The 16,585-nt window shown below is 41.6% G+C and carries 15 protein-coding genes, 2 pseudogenes and 1 riboswitch; of the genes and pseudogenes, 13 read left to right on the forward strand and 4 right to left on the reverse strand.

The features are described 5' to 3' along the window. Window positions 1-212 precede the first annotated feature (212 nt). The 6 genes and pseudogenes from KQI39_RS16395 to KQI39_RS16420 all read left to right on the forward strand — a co-directional run bounded on the left by KQI39_RS16395 (window position 213) and on the right by KQI39_RS16420 (window position 2,892). Window positions 213-623 (forward strand): peptide deformylase, encoded by a 411-nt coding sequence (locus tag KQI39_RS16395; protein WP_216419631.1) that lies wholly within the window; start codon window positions 213-215, stop codon window positions 621-623. An 11-nt stretch (window positions 624-634) separates the two neighbouring features. Beyond that, a pseudogene (locus KQI39_RS17985) lies at window positions 635-787 on the forward strand (VOC family protein); the annotation flags it as partial. Between the two features lie 152 nt (window positions 788-939). Then, a pseudogene (locus KQI39_RS16405) lies at window positions 940-1,272 on the forward strand (2-dehydropantoate 2-reductase N-terminal domain-containing protein); the annotation flags it as partial. 214 nt (window positions 1,273-1,486) lie between these two features. After that, the gene (locus KQI39_RS16410) at window positions 1,487-1,696 is read left to right on the forward strand and encodes a hypothetical protein (RefSeq protein ID WP_216419633.1); all 210 of its coding nucleotides are present in this window, start codon (window positions 1,487-1,489) and stop codon (window positions 1,694-1,696) included. Next, a complete protein-coding gene (locus KQI39_RS16415) occupies window positions 1,693-2,142 on the forward strand; it encodes a hypothetical protein (protein ID WP_216419636.1) in 450 nt (149 codons plus the stop codon). Before KQI39_RS16410 ends, KQI39_RS16415 begins: the two co-directional genes overlap by 4 nt. 48 nt (window positions 2,143-2,190) lie before the next feature. Next, window positions 2,191-2,892: an alpha/beta hydrolase family protein gene (locus KQI39_RS16420; RefSeq protein WP_330654101.1), complete on the forward strand. Its 702-nt coding sequence runs from the start codon at window positions 2,191-2,193 to the stop codon at window positions 2,890-2,892. Between the two features lie 157 nt (window positions 2,893-3,049). Here the strand turns inward: KQI39_RS16420 and KQI39_RS16425 are convergent, their stop codons facing one another. The 4 genes from KQI39_RS16425 to KQI39_RS16440 all read right to left on the reverse strand — a co-directional run bounded on the left by KQI39_RS16425 (window position 3,050) and on the right by KQI39_RS16440 (window position 6,962). Next, on the reverse strand, window positions 3,050-3,937 hold the full coding sequence (locus tag KQI39_RS16425; RefSeq protein ID WP_216419640.1) for a hypothetical protein: 888 nt from the start codon (window positions 3,935-3,937) through the stop codon (window positions 3,050-3,052). Window positions 3,938-4,000: 63 nt separating this feature from the next. After that, on the reverse strand, window positions 4,001-5,365 hold the full coding sequence (locus KQI39_RS16430) for a VirD4-like conjugal transfer protein, CD1115 family (protein WP_216419642.1): 1,365 nt from the start codon (window positions 5,363-5,365) through the stop codon (window positions 4,001-4,003). Next, window positions 5,358-6,008 (reverse strand): ClpP family protease, encoded by a 651-nt coding sequence (locus tag KQI39_RS16435; protein ID WP_119248353.1) that lies wholly within the window; start codon window positions 6,006-6,008, stop codon window positions 5,358-5,360. Before KQI39_RS16435 ends, KQI39_RS16430 begins: the two co-directional genes overlap by 8 nt. 72 nt (window positions 6,009-6,080) lie before the next feature. Further along, window positions 6,081-6,962 carry a hypothetical protein gene (locus tag KQI39_RS16440; RefSeq protein ID WP_216419644.1) on the reverse strand — a complete coding sequence of 294 codons (882 nt, stop codon included), beginning with the start codon at window positions 6,960-6,962 and terminating at the stop codon, window positions 6,081-6,083. Window positions 6,963-8,171: 1,209 nt separating this feature from the next. Between KQI39_RS16440 and KQI39_RS16445 the strand changes: the two genes are divergently transcribed. The 7 genes from KQI39_RS16445 (at window position 8,172) to KQI39_RS17500 (ending at window position 16,377) form a co-directional block, all read left to right on the forward strand. Continuing rightward, a complete protein-coding gene (locus tag KQI39_RS16445) occupies window positions 8,172-9,989 on the forward strand; it encodes an McrB family protein (RefSeq protein WP_216419646.1) in 1,818 nt (605 codons plus the stop codon). 19 nt (window positions 9,990-10,008) lie between these two features. Beyond that, window positions 10,009-11,358, forward strand: coding sequence for an McrC family protein (locus tag KQI39_RS16450; protein WP_216419649.1), 1,350 nt, complete (start codon window positions 10,009-10,011; stop codon window positions 11,356-11,358). Beyond that, window positions 11,351-12,553, forward strand: coding sequence for a DnaB-like helicase C-terminal domain-containing protein (locus tag KQI39_RS16455; protein WP_216419651.1), 1,203 nt, complete (start codon window positions 11,351-11,353; stop codon window positions 12,551-12,553). Before KQI39_RS16450 ends, KQI39_RS16455 begins: the two co-directional genes overlap by 8 nt. 39 nt (window positions 12,554-12,592) lie before the next feature. Continuing rightward, window positions 12,593-13,687, forward strand: a complete 1,095-nt coding sequence (locus KQI39_RS16460; RefSeq protein ID WP_216419652.1) for a hypothetical protein — start codon at window positions 12,593-12,595, stop codon at window positions 13,685-13,687. Between the two features lie 117 nt (window positions 13,688-13,804). Next, entirely contained in the window at window positions 13,805-15,046 is a 1,242-nt protein-coding gene (gene codB, locus KQI39_RS16465) for a cytosine permease (RefSeq protein ID WP_216419654.1), read from the forward strand. 89 nt (window positions 15,047-15,135) lie between these two features. Further along, window positions 15,136-15,211: riboswitch (cyclic di-GMP riboswitch) on the forward strand. Window positions 15,212-15,311: 100 nt separating this feature from the next. Next, window positions 15,312-15,956: a hypothetical protein gene (locus KQI39_RS17495; RefSeq protein ID WP_253293228.1), complete on the forward strand. Its 645-nt coding sequence runs from the start codon at window positions 15,312-15,314 to the stop codon at window positions 15,954-15,956. A 58-nt stretch (window positions 15,957-16,014) separates the two neighbouring features. Further along, on the forward strand, window positions 16,015-16,377 hold the full coding sequence (locus KQI39_RS17500; RefSeq protein WP_253293229.1) for a GGDEF domain-containing protein: 363 nt from the start codon (window positions 16,015-16,017) through the stop codon (window positions 16,375-16,377). Window positions 16,378-16,585 lie beyond the last annotated feature (208 nt).

Genomic DNA, 16,585 nt, shown 5'->3' on the forward strand with positions numbered 1-16,585 from the left:
GGGAGGTTTTGTCAATAGTTTTTTTAAGAAAAGAAGGAAGAATTCTTTGAAATGCAGGTAAAACAAGGCTTGAGAGAATTCTAAAATTTTTATGAACTTCTTAAGTTGACCACAGTGGGTCAGACCCCACAAACATGATTAACCGTTGCGCAGATGGATAAAATAAAGGCTTTTTTGTGCAAAATATATAAGAAAGTATAGAGAGAAAGTAAATGGTAAAACAAATCGTAAGAGACATTTTCTTTTTAGGTCAGCCATCCGAACCAGCTACGAAAGCAGATATTCAGGTTGGAAAGGATTTGCAGGATACACTGCAGGCAAATCGGGAACGTTGCGTTGGTATGGCTGCGAATATGATTGGTGTAAAGAAGAATATCATTATTGTGAATATGGGATTCATAGATGTTGTGATGTTCAATCCGGTGATTGTTTCAAAACATGATATGTATGAGACGGAAGAGGGCTGTCTGTCCCTGGATGGTGTTCGTAAGACGACCAGATACCAGGAAATAGAAGTAGAGTATTATGACTTCAACTGGAAAAAACTGCGTCAGAAATTGTCAGGATGGACGGCGCAGATCTGCCAGCATGAAATCGATCACTTGTCCGGAAAGATAATATAACTGAATGCGGATTGCGAGGTGACGGATATGCTGAAAATGTACTGATCGCGGTAGATGATATAGAAAAATCCATAGAGTTTTATAAGGATTTATTTGGATTGCAAGTGATTCTTAAGAATGAAGGTAATGTGATCTTATCGGAGGGGCTTGTTTTGCAGGATGCTGCAGAGCATTCCCTCTCTTGTGCTTTATCCCTCTATATATCGAAATGCTGGGAGGGAAAAGAACCGTGCGATATTACAGTCTTGCATTGTGCAAGTTTTTTTAGAAATATGTGATTAGATTAAATTAACATATATGCGATTTACAGAACAATTTAAAAGAGGATGGATTACTTTATAAGAAAGATCAGGACTTAATAAAAGCAAAAATTAAGATTCTCGAAGAAGTGTCAAATGATGATATTTATGATTTTATTTTACTGACTGTCCGGGAAAATCAGTTGTATGAAGCACTTACGGAATTGAAAAATAAAAAAAGTAATACGATTGTTACAATGGTAAATTCACTGGACAGTTATAAAAAATTGGAAGACATTGTTGGAACAGGAAGAATATTACCGGCTTTTCCGGGAGCCGGCGGAAGTATAAATGATGATGGTATCCTTGATGCGTCTCTTACTCCGAGAATTATCCAATCAACAACGTTTCCGGTTTTCCGGTAGTAAGGGCTGTTTATGAAGCAATGCAGGAAGGCACCCGGATCCATTTATCTGTGCTCTTTTTGGTGCTGCTGCAATTCTGGAAATCGTTCATCCGGACGCAGCAGTCAGCGAAGAAATCGGGCCTTATGGAAAAATTACTTCTGCGTATGTAGCAGAAAAAGCAGCTGCGGAGACTGCCGGACTTCCGGAGAAATTGCATGTGCGTGGTACAAATGAGGAATACCTTACCGGTCAGCTGATCGGTGACCTTGGCCTGATCCTGAAAGATGTTGGAGGCCCGTCCGTTATTGGAATGATGGCACTTGAGGAAATTATGTCCATTTTCAAAGAAGGAATTGCAGGGGGGGGGCCGCGAGTCATTCCAATACTTCACTGGGACATATCTGTGGTTACAGTGTTGCATTTATGAAAGCTCTTATGTTCTTTGAAGGGGATGAGGAGAAAGCAATGAAGGCAGTTCTGGCAGACCGCTGGGAGACCTCCTTTAATCCGGAGTATGCATTTATCAGCATTAATCTGACTGCCCGCAAAGCAGAAATCATTCATCGGGGAAAGGTTACCAGGCTTATGATTCAGTGGACAGATCCGGTATGGCACTATCATATGCATAAGATCTGCAGTTATGCATATGATCGCCTGGCCGAAGGCGGCACTTTGGCAGATGTAGTAAAAGAGCTGGATGACCAGAAAATGCGTTATATCGAGAAGCGTGCCGGCGAGTTCTTTTCCAGGGAGATGGGAGAGCCGGTGACCATTCGTGTTACAGACTGCCATCCGGGAGCAAGACGTTCTTCCTCTATTGCACAAAAATTCCTTGCATTTGATGGCTCTTTTGACGTTACTCTTATAGGATGAAAGAATACACAGAAGAGGAACTGTGGTTTCATAAAAAAAGATCAGAAAATTTACGGCCTTATGTATCGTCCAAAGAAGGCACAAAAGGCTCCGCTGATCATTATCTGCCATGGCTTTGGTGGTTCCCACAAGGTAAATCTTGTAAGCGCAGATATCTATGCAAACGCAGGATATGCTGTGTGCTCCATTGATTTTTGTGGAGGCTCGGACAAAACTATCAGCGACGGATCTGTGATGGAAATGTCTGTTATTACGGAAAAAGAGGATTTGCTTGCTGTTGTAGGGCATGCAGGAAAACTTCCTTATATTGATGAGAGAAGAATTTATATCTGGGGCGAAAGCCAGGGAGCATTTGTTGCAGCTCTTGCAGCCGCCGAGATTCCGGACAAAATTGCAGGGGAAATTCTTTTGTATCCGGCACTGAATCTGGCAGATATGGGAAAGCAGCAGTTTGTAAAAAAATTAGATGTGACAGACAGCGTATTTATGGATATTAAGCTGGGATCTGTGTATTATCAGGACATATGGGATCTGGATGTTTATGGAAATATTTCATGCTATTCAGGTCCTGTTCTGCTTCTTCATGGCGACCAGGACGAGCTTGTACCGATTGCGTATTCAGAAAAAGCAAAAGACGTGTTTAAAAACGTGGAATACCATGTGATTCACGGGCAGGGACACAGCTTTTATAATGAAGCCGGGCGGAAGGCTGACAGGATGATACTGGAATTTTTGAAAACTGTGTGCTAAGAACAAAGAATCAGAAAAATGTCTCTTTTTATTTTGTTCGCTTTTTCATATAATAGTTGAAGGAAGAGTCTGAGGAACGAAGTATATATTAAAATAGATTAAAAACAATAAGTTCCCCTGCGGAGCTGCAACAGGCAGTACGCAGGGGGCTTTGTTTTTATTTGGTAACGGGAAATTTCTCAAATGCATCAACCGGAAGAAGGTAGCGCATATTACAGTTTCCTTTGTAGGCTGGTGAGTTTGGGTATTCTCCCAGAGGGACGTATTTGTTTCCGTATTTGTATCCGGATTCGATCAGCTGCTGGAGTTTGTCCAGGGTCATGGTATATACGTCGGTTTTGTGCTCATCTTTATCTACGAAGATGATTTCATAATGGGACAGATCAATACCGGAACGGCAGGCGAATTCGATCATCAGGAAACAGAGGTCTTTGTTGAAGAGAAAGCTTGAACAGCCATAGGTCGGAACATGAATTGTACGACGGAGTTTTGATTTATCAGGGTCCTCATACGGCATATAGCTGTTTTTTCCGGAAATGGTATTGGTAAAGAGAGAGTTTTTACGAAGCATTGCCTGCATCAGTTTATCTTCCGTATAAATTGCACAGTCAGGATGTCCGATGATCCATGGGTTAGCTGAGTTTCGGTCGAATCGGAAAGGCATTTCTGAGTCGTAGAAGTGAAGCTGGCAGGAGGTACCAATCTTGCCGGAAATTGCATTGCAGATTGCCTGTTTGAGTTCTCTGTTTGACTGCTTCGATTCTTCGTCTGTTTTATGCTGGTAGTAACTTGTCATAGGTCTGGAAACAGATTCATTTAACTGAACGGAAACGGCATATTCGCAGATTTTTCCGTTTTTGTTGATGCTGTTACCTTTTCGGATATCTAAGGTAACAATATCACCAAGACTAAGAGAGTGACAGCCAGGATCGCTGGTAGAGAAGTTGATGTCGCCATGTTCGCGTCCCGGGTCTTCACATAATGAAATGTATCCAAAACCATGTTCTTTGTTTAAGTATTTAACTTTTCCTGTATATTTATCCATAATAAAATTCTCCTTTACTTTACATTATATTTTGTATTTTTTTGATCATTGATTTGTTGTAAACTAGTATGCTACATCTGTTAATTCGTTGTTTTTGGAACGGTTGTCTTTTGTATGGATAACCGGGGTTCTGTCTGTTATAGTATCAGCCGCCGAAGCGGAGACCAGTTCGAGATACAGAGGATCTTCTTCCAGATTGTATTTCGTAACCTGCTGAGGTTTCTGGCCTCTGACGAAAAGCAGAGCAGCATCAATTGGAAGTGTGAGGATAGTGTCTGCGGTTTTGTTTGCTTTTACGGCGATGTAGCGGGCGGTTTCCACATCCTGTCCGCCAAGGTACAGGCAGGAATCGCAGTTATTGATGATGGTCATGGCACGGTCTTTTCCATACATGGAGTCAAGCTGTGAAAGACTCTGAAGGATAAGGCTTACATAGATTTCTCTGGAGCGGATGACAGAGATGACCTTATCAAAATCAGGGATTACTGCATTGGCTGCAAAGTCATCCATGATAAACCGTACCGGCACCTTAAGTTGTCCATCAGGGGAGCAATCTGCGCTGTCACAAAGCTCATGAAGGGCCTGAGAGTAAAGCAGATTCAGCAGTTTATCGTTGGAACGATCGGTATCGCTCACATTGATGAACAGGGCGATTTTTCGACGGCCCAGGGAACGGAAGTCCACCTGATGTGGATTGGAGAACATTTTGAGCGCTCCTTTTGAGGTATAGGAACTGAGCTTTTCTCCTACGAACATGCGGATGCAGGCGTGGGTTTTGTCGGCAGAATCCGTGCCTTTGTAGAGCTTCCATTTCTGCAGGGCATAGCTTTCCGGAAAGGCGTCACCCCATTCGGTTATAAGAGTTTTGAACATGGATTTTGCCATAAATTCCTGAATCTCTGCCACGGAGCCAAGGTGCTTTTCGTTCTCCGGAAGTGCTTCCATGACATAGGCGATCAGTGTTGCCATGAACATTCTTGCCGAATAATCCCAGAACGGATCTCTGTCACATTCGATAGGGCAGAGATATTCAGCAAGCATTTCGATGTCCTGTGTATTGTAAGGATAGGACTGGTCTGTGTAACGCTCTATGAAGGAGAGTGGGTTATATCCCATGGGAGACTGATCCATTTTTGCAAAGTTCAGATTCCAGACTTCATAACCTTCTTTCTTCAGATGTGGGGACAGCCTTCGGGAAAGGGTATTTTTTGTATCTACGATGACCATGCTTTCGTTGGAATGGAGGATATTGGGTATTACATATCCTCTGGTTTTTCCGGCGCCGCTGACGCCGATTATCAGGTCATTGTTGTTGAGGCCTGTCTGCCAGGTATTGTTGTTTATGTAGCGGCCCTGTGCCAGGATACGGTGATTATCGTTCAGAGTAGTGCTTACCGGTTTCATAAGAGTTGTAGTTTTATTAGTCATTGTTCTGATCTCCTTTTTCTTCTGATGATTTTGTTGTGGATTTTGTTTCTGTTGTTTTAATGATCGTGTCTGCCAGGCCGTAATCGACTGCTTCTGAGGCAGTAAACCAGGTATCTTGAGCTGTTTTTTCGTAGATTTCCTCCAGTGTTTTGCCGGTGTGCCGGGCCAGAAGTTCTCCAAGTATCTGTCTGGTTTCCATGAGGGAATCTATTTTTGTATGCAGAAGCGTTGCGCTTCCGGTCAGCCCCTGACCTGCGATCAGAGGATCGTGGATCATTATTTTTGAATGGGGAAAAATCTCTCTGGTGTCACCAGCCGTGAATAGCAGTGCTCCGAAGCTGGCAGCAGTTCCCATACACACAGTGCGTATCGGGCAGGGTATGGTCTGCATGATGTCATAGAGAGCCAGTCCGTCAGCGACAGATCCCCCGGGACTGTTTATATAAAGAGTGATTTCTGCTTCTGGATCCTGGGCTGCAAGGTACTGGAGCTGCAGGATCAGGCTGCCGGCAGAGTCTGCGTCTATTTCTCCGAGGCAGTAGATTTCCCTTTGGGAGAGAAGGTCATCCAGTACGGAGAGATGGAAATAGCCGTCGCTGGTTTCTTTGATGATCTGTGGCATATTGTAAGGGTTCATTTTCATAGTGATATTCCTTTCTTTTGTTTGTTGAATTTGAGTTGTTACAAGTCTTCACCCGCTAACCCCGCAGGGGTTTTATTTGATTTTGTTGAAATCTTTTTTTATCAGTGCAGAATATACCTGTGCCATAGGATAAATGAAGAGTGCATAAAGGCCCTGTTCAAAATAGGTTCGGTCAAAATCTCCACAGGCATAGTATTCCAGGATAGCGGCATCCTGACCATAGCCGCTGTGGGACTGTTCCAGTCTGTTGTAAAGATTTCTTGTTGGAGTTATTTTTGTCAGAGACATACTTTTCAGGCACTCAAAGTAGTCACAGAATGTTGTATTGTTCAGAAACAGGCAGAATGAATATCCAAGTTCTGAAGGAATCATGGCAGGAGGAGTATTTGCCATATTGTAACAGTAGAATTTGGCCTTGTATTCCTTGGAGTTTTCTATACGTTGTATCCGTTCCTGAAGAGGGATCCTCTGTTTTTCACCATAGACGATATGGGTAGAACGGCAATGATTTACATATCTCCAGGCAGACTTCTGAAGCAGATCCTCTGGTGTACGGATTGAGCCATGAAACGGATCACCAGGGTCATAAACAGCCATATCGAAGATATCCAGAAATGGGTGATAGACAGCATTCAGAAGTTGCTTCCGAATGATCGCCTCTTCTCCTGTTGCAATACGTGCGGACGGTGACATTCCTGTCTGTTCTGCAACAAACTGAAATGCCATTCCTGTTGAAATTTCCGGAAAATTACACTTTTGTTTGTGATTGGTAAATTCTTCCATTACAGAGACATATTCTTCCGGATGGCAGAACATGAAATCCGAAAATGGCATCAGGACGATCTTTTCTATGATGTTGCAGATCGCCAGAGGTTCTGTTGTATGAGCGTTACAGATATTCTTTTTTCGCTGTTTGAGTGGAGTCTGTGTCAGAGTTATAGTTTTGTTGTTCATAGAGTTTCTCCTTTTCTGTTGAATTTTTTTTGTTAATTTTAATGTGTTGCGTACCATACCATATGCAGACAGCGCGAAACTGTTTTTTACAGAAGACTTTTACATCATCATCACTTTGTATCACATATAGGAGTTATGGAAAATTATGAAGTACAATAAATAAAATCAATAATCAAGAAAGGAATTTGATATGTATTGATTTTCAGTTCCTGTTGTCTGCATATGGTGTGGTACGCTTTATTCAGTTTTTTATTATCATTGTTTCTCCCGACAGAGCAGCTGCGCTGCGATTTAGCTTTTTGTGTTTTCTGTTCTGTTGGGATTTTTGTTGTAAAAGGGCAATGCAATGCCACAGCAGCAGGGACCGACGTGTCCTACTTCTTCACATACTGCGGATACCGATATCTGTACAGACAGCTTTAACCTGTGAGTTAAAGTGAGCGAAAGCGGGCCGAAGTGCCCTTTTTTGTTGAAAGAGAAAATTTAATGAAAAATCAAACACATGGTTTTGTTTTGTTGTTCAGGATTTTCACTGTCTGTATATGATAATTTTGCAGGTACATCTCTATTGGATCATTGCATTACCTGTTTTACATTCTGTCTCCCGTCCGAGCAGCCTGGCTGCGTTAACTATTTTGTTGGGAGTTTTGTTGTAATTCTGTTGTAATGCAATGTGGCCGCAGCCGGAACCGGTCTGCCTTTTTTTTGTTGGCTTTTTTGTTGGTTCTGTTGGAAACGCAGATGCCGGTAGTATATTTTCACCTCCTTGAAGCGGCAGGCGGTCAATGTATTATTAAGATTTACATTTTAACTCCCGTTAAAGCAGCTCTGCTGCTTTTATATATTTTGATTTTGTTGGAATTTTTTTCATCAAAGATAATTTAATAAATAAAATTTACATATCAAAACATACACACTATGAAATATGCAATAAAATATAAGGAATAGATTTGAAAAATTAAAGAATAAAGCGGATATTTACGACTATGCATCAAATTTCACGGATATTATTAAATCATTAATTATTACAATTTATTCATTAAATAATGGATATTAAATCATTGTAAACTAAAAATACAAACAGATATTTTCTATAATATATAAATTAAAAACAACATTTTGGTAGGAATATATCCGAAATAATTGCAATCGGAAATGAACAAATATATAATGGATGAAAAAGCACAGAAATGGAGAGAACAGGCATAGATGTATAGAGAAGTACTTAAGTATATCCGTGAGCTTGGGGAAGAGAGAGAGTTGTCACCGGACAGACAGGGAGAAGTCCGCGAATGTATGGACGGTATTGCGGGAGAAATATGCGGAATATATGGACTTACTGTGGGGAAAAGTGAAAAGGGTAAAAGAGAAAAAAATTATTCTTTTCATGGAACTTATCAGTGTGTAGCAAGATATTTAACTGCGAACACAGAATCAGGTATAAGCATTGGAATTTACGGTGAAAGAAGTCCTGAGAAGAAATCACGCTATTGTATCTGTATAGGAACGGTACATGCATTTCTGCACAGTAAGAAGGAAACAAATGAAGAAGAGCGAGAAAGACTGAAAAAAAACAGAAAACAGTATTATAGTTTTATAGATATGAAACTTCGAGATGGACTGTGCTATACGTATAAAAATATGTATGGAAGCGGTGATGAAGATATAAAAACTAAGGATCCAAGAACTATTTTTGTCCACAAAGAGAAAGAACTTAAAAATAAAGATGAAAATATTATAAGAGAATTTGTAAAGGAAAAAACGGATACTGTAAAAGATAATGATGATGATATTGAACCATGTTATCTGATAGAAGCAGAAACAGAAGATGGAAAACTTCGGACAGAAGAAGAGCTTAAAGCAGAGGTGATAAAGGGGGTAGGCCTTTTAATGCCATACTATAAACATATTATGGATTATCCAGAAATAGTGAAAAATATGATTCTCTACGGACCTCCTGGAACAGGAAAAACATACATAACTGCTACATATGCAGTATTGATCTGTGGCTGGTATACTCTGGATACACTGAAAAATATGAATCACAGCAAAATCATGGAAATCTATCATGAACTGGAACAGGAAGGAAGAATCGGTTTTACCACCTTCCATCAGTCTTATGGATATGAGGATTTCATAGAGGGAATCCGTCCGGTGCTGGATAAAGAAAAAACGGATGCACAGAACCAATCTGAAGAACAAAAATCGGAGAAATCCGGAAATCTGGAATATACCATGGAACCGGGCGTCTTCAAAGCATTTTGCGAAAAAGCAGAAAAAAGCAAAAAACCTTACGTTTTTATTATTGATGAGATCAACAGAGGAAATATTTCCCGTATTTTCGGCGAGCTGATCACACTGGTCGAGGAATCAAAAAGAAAGGGAGAAGCGGATGAGAGAAGTGTGATCCTTCCATATTCCGGGCTTCCGTTCAGTGTTCCTTCCAACGTATATATCATCGGAACGATGAATACGGCAGACCGCTCTATTGCACTTCTGGACACTGCATTACGCAGACGTTTTTCCTTCGTGGAGATGATGCCGGATACAGAGGTGCTGAAAGATATAAAGATAGAAGTGCCAGAAATGCCGGATACAGTTGATAAGAAAGCGGGCAAAAGCACCATAGATATACAGAAACTACTGAAAATCATCAACCAGCGTATCGAAGTTCTGTATGACCGTGAGCATACCATCGGACATGCTTATTTCTGCGGCCTTAAGAAAACTGCAACTCTGGATGGATTAAAAAATGTTTTTAAAAAATCTGTACTTCCGCTGCTTCAGGAGTATTTCTTTGATGACTATGAGAAGATCGCAATGGTATTGGGAGATAATCAGAAAAGTAACAGCAATTACAAATTTATAGTAGAAGACAATGAAAAAGATATACGGGCCTTATTTGGCAAAGACTTGGAAACGGAAGTGATAGATATGCTTCAGCGTAAGAGATATATGATCAATGAGAAGGCTTTTGACTATGCAGAAAGTTATATCCAGATCTATGAACCATCCTGGAAGAATTGATGACAGAGCGTGAAACGTTATGAAAAAACGAGTAAAAACTGTAAAAGAATATGACGAGATCTGCAGTGAAAAAGCAGAAGGATATGTTTTTCTTCCGGAGAAAGATATGGACTGCCTGGTAGAATATGTGCAGACTCTGGAAAAAACTCTGAGAAAAAAAGAGAAAGCTCCGGCAACGATCCAGTATAAATACAGTTATGAAAAAAAACATTCCATCCCGGTTGTCAAAATCCAGAAATACGTAGGAGAGCTGGAACTGAAAAGTGGACTGCGGCTTCAGATCCTGCCAAAGATTTATTTTGGCGGCAGTGAGGACCGGACGAAACAGATTTATCTGGAGATGCTTAAGAGCACCTACAGATTAAAGGAAAAAGCGATGAACCAGATTTCTCTTGGAACGGGGGATATGGAACTCTTTGAGGCTTATATCCGGATGTATCTTGATGAGGCACAGATGCTGGTGAAACGGGGACTTCGTTCTGCATATGAAGAAAAAACGGATAACCTCAGATGTTTTCGCGGAAAGCTCCAGGTGGCGGGGCATATCCGTCGAAATATCGCACATAAAGAGAGATTCTATGTAACGTATGAGGAATTTACAAAGAACCGTCCGGAGAACCGACTGATAAAAGCTACGTTAAAGAAATTGCAGAAAGTTACCACAGACGAGCAGAATAAACAGGATGCCAGAGAACTTCTGCTATTTTTTGACGGGATACAGGAATCCATGGATTACCCTCAGGATTTTGCACGGATAAGGATTGACCGGAATTCCAGAGAATATGAGAAGATCATGAAGTGGACGGAAGTGATCTTACAGGGAAACAGCTTCCTGAATTTTTCAGATGGGATCAAAGCCAGATCCATATTATTTGCCATGGACGAAGTTTTTGAGAATTATGTGGCATGCCAGATTAAAAAATATTTCAGAGAAAACTGGGAGGTATCTTCCCAGGATAAAAATTATTATCTGTTTGAAAAACCACGGGATTTTCAGCTGAGACCGGATATTGTAATGAAAAAAGGAGAAGGAAACAGACCGATAATCCTTGATACAAAATGGAAAAGTCTTCCCGATATGAAGAACGAAGGATGGAGTGCCTTCAACGAAAAAGCCAGAAATGATATTTATCAGATGGTTACATATGCAAGCCGTTACGAGGCAGAGGAAATCTGGCTTCTCTATCCGAAAGCAAAGTATTCATACCAGTATGAAGGAATCAGGGACCGTTTTGAAACGAAGATTTACGGTCATACACTGGTGATCCATCTGTTTTTTATTGATCTGGAAAATATGGAAGAGTCTATGAAACGTTTATCTCAGGGACTTGAAAGCAAAATGGCCGGGGAGGTGAAGAAGTATGAGTGAACAGGCAGCCGGAAATTTTATTTCAGTTTCAGAGAGACTGAAACAGTTTAAACCGGCCAGTGGAAGAAGAACCGTAAAGCATTATCCTACCGGTATCAAAAAGCTGGATCAGATGCTTGGCGGCGGACTTTATGCAGGTCTTACTTTTCTTGGCGCAAGACCGGGAATGGGAAAGAGTACCTTTGCGCTGCAGATTGCTTCGGAAATTGCAGCGGCTGGGTCACCGGTACTGTTTTATTCTCTGGAAATGCCATCGGTCCGTATGGAGGCAAAAATATTAAACCGCGCCATTCATATGCGGTATCCGAACAGCTCCTTGACTGCAGACTGGTTTTTAAGGGAAGAAAACAATACAGGGAAACAGAAAGACTGGAAACTTGTAGAAAAAGTGGGAAAAGAGATCAGCGGCAGTTTTGACGAGATGTACATAAAAGAGCGTAAAAAGCTTTCTGTTTCAGGTCGGGATATCGTTCAGGATGTGGAAATGTTCATGAACGAAAAGAAAGAAAAGCCGGTGGTTTTTGTAGATTACCTGCAGATCCTTTCTTCCTGCACCGGAAACAGAAACGCTACAGAGCGTCAGAAAAATGATGAGAATATCAATGAGCTCAGCGGCCTTTCCAACAAGTATGATCTGGCAGTTTTTGTGATCAGTTCCCTGAACAGAGAGTCTTACCGGGAGGAACAGCGATCTCTGAGAATGGATTCTTTTAAGGAGACGGGAGGAATCGAGTACTCTGCAAGCGTGATCCTGGGACTTCAGCCAAGAAATATCCGACAGCCCAAATTTAATTACGAACAGGAAATGTCGAAAGAGGTTCGGGAGCAGGAGATTGTTTTTCTGAAACAGAGATATGGCATATCCGGGATGAAGGCGAATGTGAGTGTGGATTTCCATGCAGCGAAAGATCTTTACACAGAAAAAGGAGCATCCGGGAAAAAATTAGCCCAAAATGTTTCACGTGAAACAAAAACGGATAAGAAAAATACGGAGAATGCAAATGCTTTACCGAAAAAGAGCGGGAGCGCTTCAGAAGCCGCAGTACCGCAGGATGTGAAAATCAATGCAGATTCACTGAAAAACACAGAAACACAAGCTCCGGAAGCAGAACGCCCACAAACTCAAAATACAAATCTGGAATATCCGGATGATCCGAGAGCGCGTCTGGCGGAAGAATTTCGAAATCTTTTGTAATATTCCGGGAACCGCAACAGAAGAGAGGAAAGAATAACCATGAAAATACCTGATAATATTTACATGAACATATGCAAAGTATTTCAGGAAATATACAAAAATAAATTTGAACTGAATGAGCTGAATATTGCAGAGGTAGGCAGCCGCGGAAAAAATATGACATGCAGATACCGCATTACCGTTCCGGAAGAAATGGAGAGCGTGACATTTTCCTACTATGACGCGGTTGTTTATGATGCGGTCTACACCCTGTACAGAGCAAACTGTTCCAAATTCACCCTGACAGATTTACTCCGGGTAATGTCCGGAGACGAGAAAGTACGGTTTTACTGTACAAAAGGCAAGATACAGAAAAGAGAGCAGAGGCTTCGAGATTCCCTGGAAAAGCTTCGGAATACCACCATCGCCATCGATTACAGTGAAGAGGTCCAGATGCGGGAATTGAAAGATGACAAAGGAAAGCCACTGGAAGGTTTTGTAGCAGATTATCTGATTCCCGTAGCAGTGGAAAAAAACGGAAAAGCATACTGGTTTCTGGAAGGAAGGGAGCTTCCGGTTTATAAATATGCGGAAGATATCGGGCAGATGATCAGCGTGTCCCGGGAACTGCTTGATCCGGCAGCTCTCCTTAAAACAATGTTTCCGGATCAGGAATTTCAGGACAGCGAAGAAGGGAGAAAACTTCTGGAGAACGTAAAGTTTTCAAGTACAGATGAGATGATACTTCTGAAAAGAATTCTGATCCAGCGTCTTGAGATCATGAGAAACTTCAGAAATAATGCAGATGGCAGGCGAATTCGCTACTATGCCATGAAAGCAGATGAGGGAATCCTGCCCATGGCAGATATCCGCAGGGAAAATTTTGAGCAGGATGTCCGATTTGTCAGCGACCGGGGAAAAGTACGGTTCGAGAGCCGGGGCTGGAAGAATAAAGTACATGCGGTAAACAAAAAACTGTGCGCGATCCTGGATATCTACAAAAAATGCGGTTATGTGACAGAATACGAGCTTTTACGAAATGAACCGAGATCTCTGGTGAGAGGAGTGGAGATCCTGGGAGAGATCAAAAAGGTAGAACTTAGAAAAAAACGGGAAACGGAAACATCTGCGGAAAAAACTGCAGAAGAGAAATGATTTGTGTTATAATCTCCACAGCAAACAAAAGAAAGGAGACGGGAAAGGGCGGAGTGTGTAAGGGAAAACACTCCACAGAGTAACTGAAAACAGTATAAGAGAAACAAAGGAGTAAAAATGAGCGAAAAAACAAAACCCCAGGTAACTGCGGCAGATGACGATTATTCCATGGAAGCAGTGCCGGAAAGTGCGAGAAAAGGATTCCGCAGCATGTTTTTTGTAATGCTGGGATTTACTTTCTTTTCCGCAAGCATGAGTGTCGGCGCGAAACTTGGAAACGGACTGGATCTGAACGGATTTGCGGCAGCCTGTGTCATTGGCGGCGTGATCCTGTCCGCATACTGCGGAATTCTTGCGTACATTGGTTCTGATACAGGAATGAGCATGGATCTTCTGTGCAGAAGAGCTTTTGGAAAAAAAGGTTCTTATCTTTCATCACTGGTACTTGGCCTCACACAGATCGGATGGTTTGGTGTCGGTGTTGCCATGTTTTCCATTCCAACTGCAGAATTACTGGGAATCAATAAATGGGTTCTGACGATTGTGGCAGGTCTTCTGATGACTATTACCGCAGCCACAGGAATGAAAGCGCTGGAGATCGTAAGTACAATTTCCGTGCCGCTGATCGTGATCCTGGGAGTATATTCCATGGTGACAGCGGCAGCAGACGGCGGTGGTCTGGCAGCAGTATTTAATCAGTCTGTGGGATCAATTACTTTATTTACCGGTGTTGGATACGTAATCGGATCTTTTATTTCCGGTGGTACGGCAACACCGAACTTTATCCGTTTTGCGAAAAATAATAAGGTTGCCGTATGGACAACTGTAATTGCATTTTTCCTTGGAAATACCCTGATGTTCTGTTTCGGAGCTATCGGTGGTGCATTCACAGGAAAAGATGATATCTTTTATGTTATGATCGCACAGGGACTTGCGATTCCGGCGATCATCGTGCTGGGAGCCAATATCTGGACAACCAACAACAACGCACTGTACACCGGTGGACTTGCAATCTCAAATATCACCAATGCAAGAATGAAGATTGCTACCTGTATTTCCGGTGTGATCGGAACCGCACTTGCGATCTGGTTATACTATAATTTTACAGGATGGCTGAATATCCTCAACTGTGCCCTACCACCTATCGGCATCACAGTAATTCTGGACTTCTTCCTCCGACGTGACAAATATAAAGAAAAAAATGTACCGCTGCAGACAGCCAACTGGTTTAATCTGGCAGGTGTTGTGGCAGGTGCGGTAGCAGCAAACCTGATCCATGCAGGAATCGCAGCAGTAAATGCCATGGTAGTGGCAGCTGTATTCTATCTGATCGGATTTGCGGTAACAAAACAGAAATAACCTTCAAAAACCGGCGAATGTATATTTTTGCGAACAGCTATTGAAATGATCGTAGATAATGAGCTCTAATTGCTATAGAAAATAACTATGATCATAAAAGGCAAAACAGCTGAAAGACTGTGACGCAAAGCTATAGGGCCTGTAAAATGGCAGCCAGTTGCATAGATTTCAATGTAAACATGCACTATAGTACAACGTAAAGATACTATAGGGCATGTTTTTTTATGCTCTGCGTTTATCAGCAGAGCATCAGTTAGGAGCAGAAATGCAGAAAATAAAATACGATAAAATACGAAAATTAGATAAAATCGTATTTCTTGCGCTGGGGCTTATTCTGATGGCGTTGGTTATCCAGATGGCTATTCTGAACTGGATCAACAACAAAAATACAGCGAAAATGTCAGAGGTACTGTTGGACCGGGTAGTCAATGTAATTGAGAAGAACGAAGACGACGAGAAAAATATGATCACGTCGCTGAAAGAGGACTATATTGTACGTGCCAAAGCAGTTGCCTATATTATCAATGCGAATCCAGATGCTGAGAACAATGTAGATGAGCTGAAAAAGATTGCGAATCTTATGTCTGTAGACGAAATTCATCTGTTTGATACTACGGGAAAAATCTACAGCGGTACCATACCGGAATATTACGGCTACAATTTTGATTCCGGAGACCAGATGGAATATTTTAAGCCAATGCTAGAAGACAAAACGCTTACTATGTGCCAGGATGTCACACCGAATACTTCCGAGGGAAAAAAGATGATGTATGCCATCACCTGGGATGAAATCGGTACCCGTATGGTTCAGGTTGGGATTAAACCGGTGCGGCTGCTGAATGAAGTAAAGCAGAATGAGATTTCTTCTATCGTAGAGAATATGCCTGAACCGGAGAGCCTACAAGGATGATCTGAACGGAATATCCCTTGCATCGGAGTTTGTTTATGCGGCTCTGGATGTAAATGGATTGAAAGGGATAAATGATACACTGGGACATAATGCCGGTGACGAGCTGATTCAGGGCGCAGCGGAATGCATGAAGCAGTGTTTTGGAAGCTATGGAAGGGTTTACCGCATCGGTGGAGATGAATTTGTCAGTATCATTTTTGTAGATGAAAGTGAACTCAAAAAGATAAGAAAAGACTTTGATGAAGTGATAAGCCATTGGTCAGGGTCAATGGTCAATAAGATATCCATATCCTGCGGATATGTTTACAGCAGAGAAAAGAACTGGAAATCTTTCGAAGAAATTGCCAATGAGGCGGATCTCAGAATGTATGAAGCGAAAGAAAAATATTACAGTGTAGAAGGCAGAGACAGAAGAAGATAAAATACCGGCAGGGAAACGCGTATAAAACCCGTTTTCCTGCCGCTTTTTTGTATGGCAGAAAAATAAACCACCTGCTCGGCAGGTGGAGGGAGTAGCTTTAGCTTCAAGTAAAAAACCTCCTGTGATAATATAAAAGTGGGTCCGCAAAACTCACATAATATTATCAAGGAGGTATCCAAAATGGATAAGAACAGTTTAAGTCATACAA

Origin of the sequence: Blautia sp. MSJ-36 (genome assembly GCF_018917985.1) — a bacterium.
GTDB lineage: Bacteria > Bacillota > Clostridia > Lachnospirales > Lachnospiraceae > Blautia_A.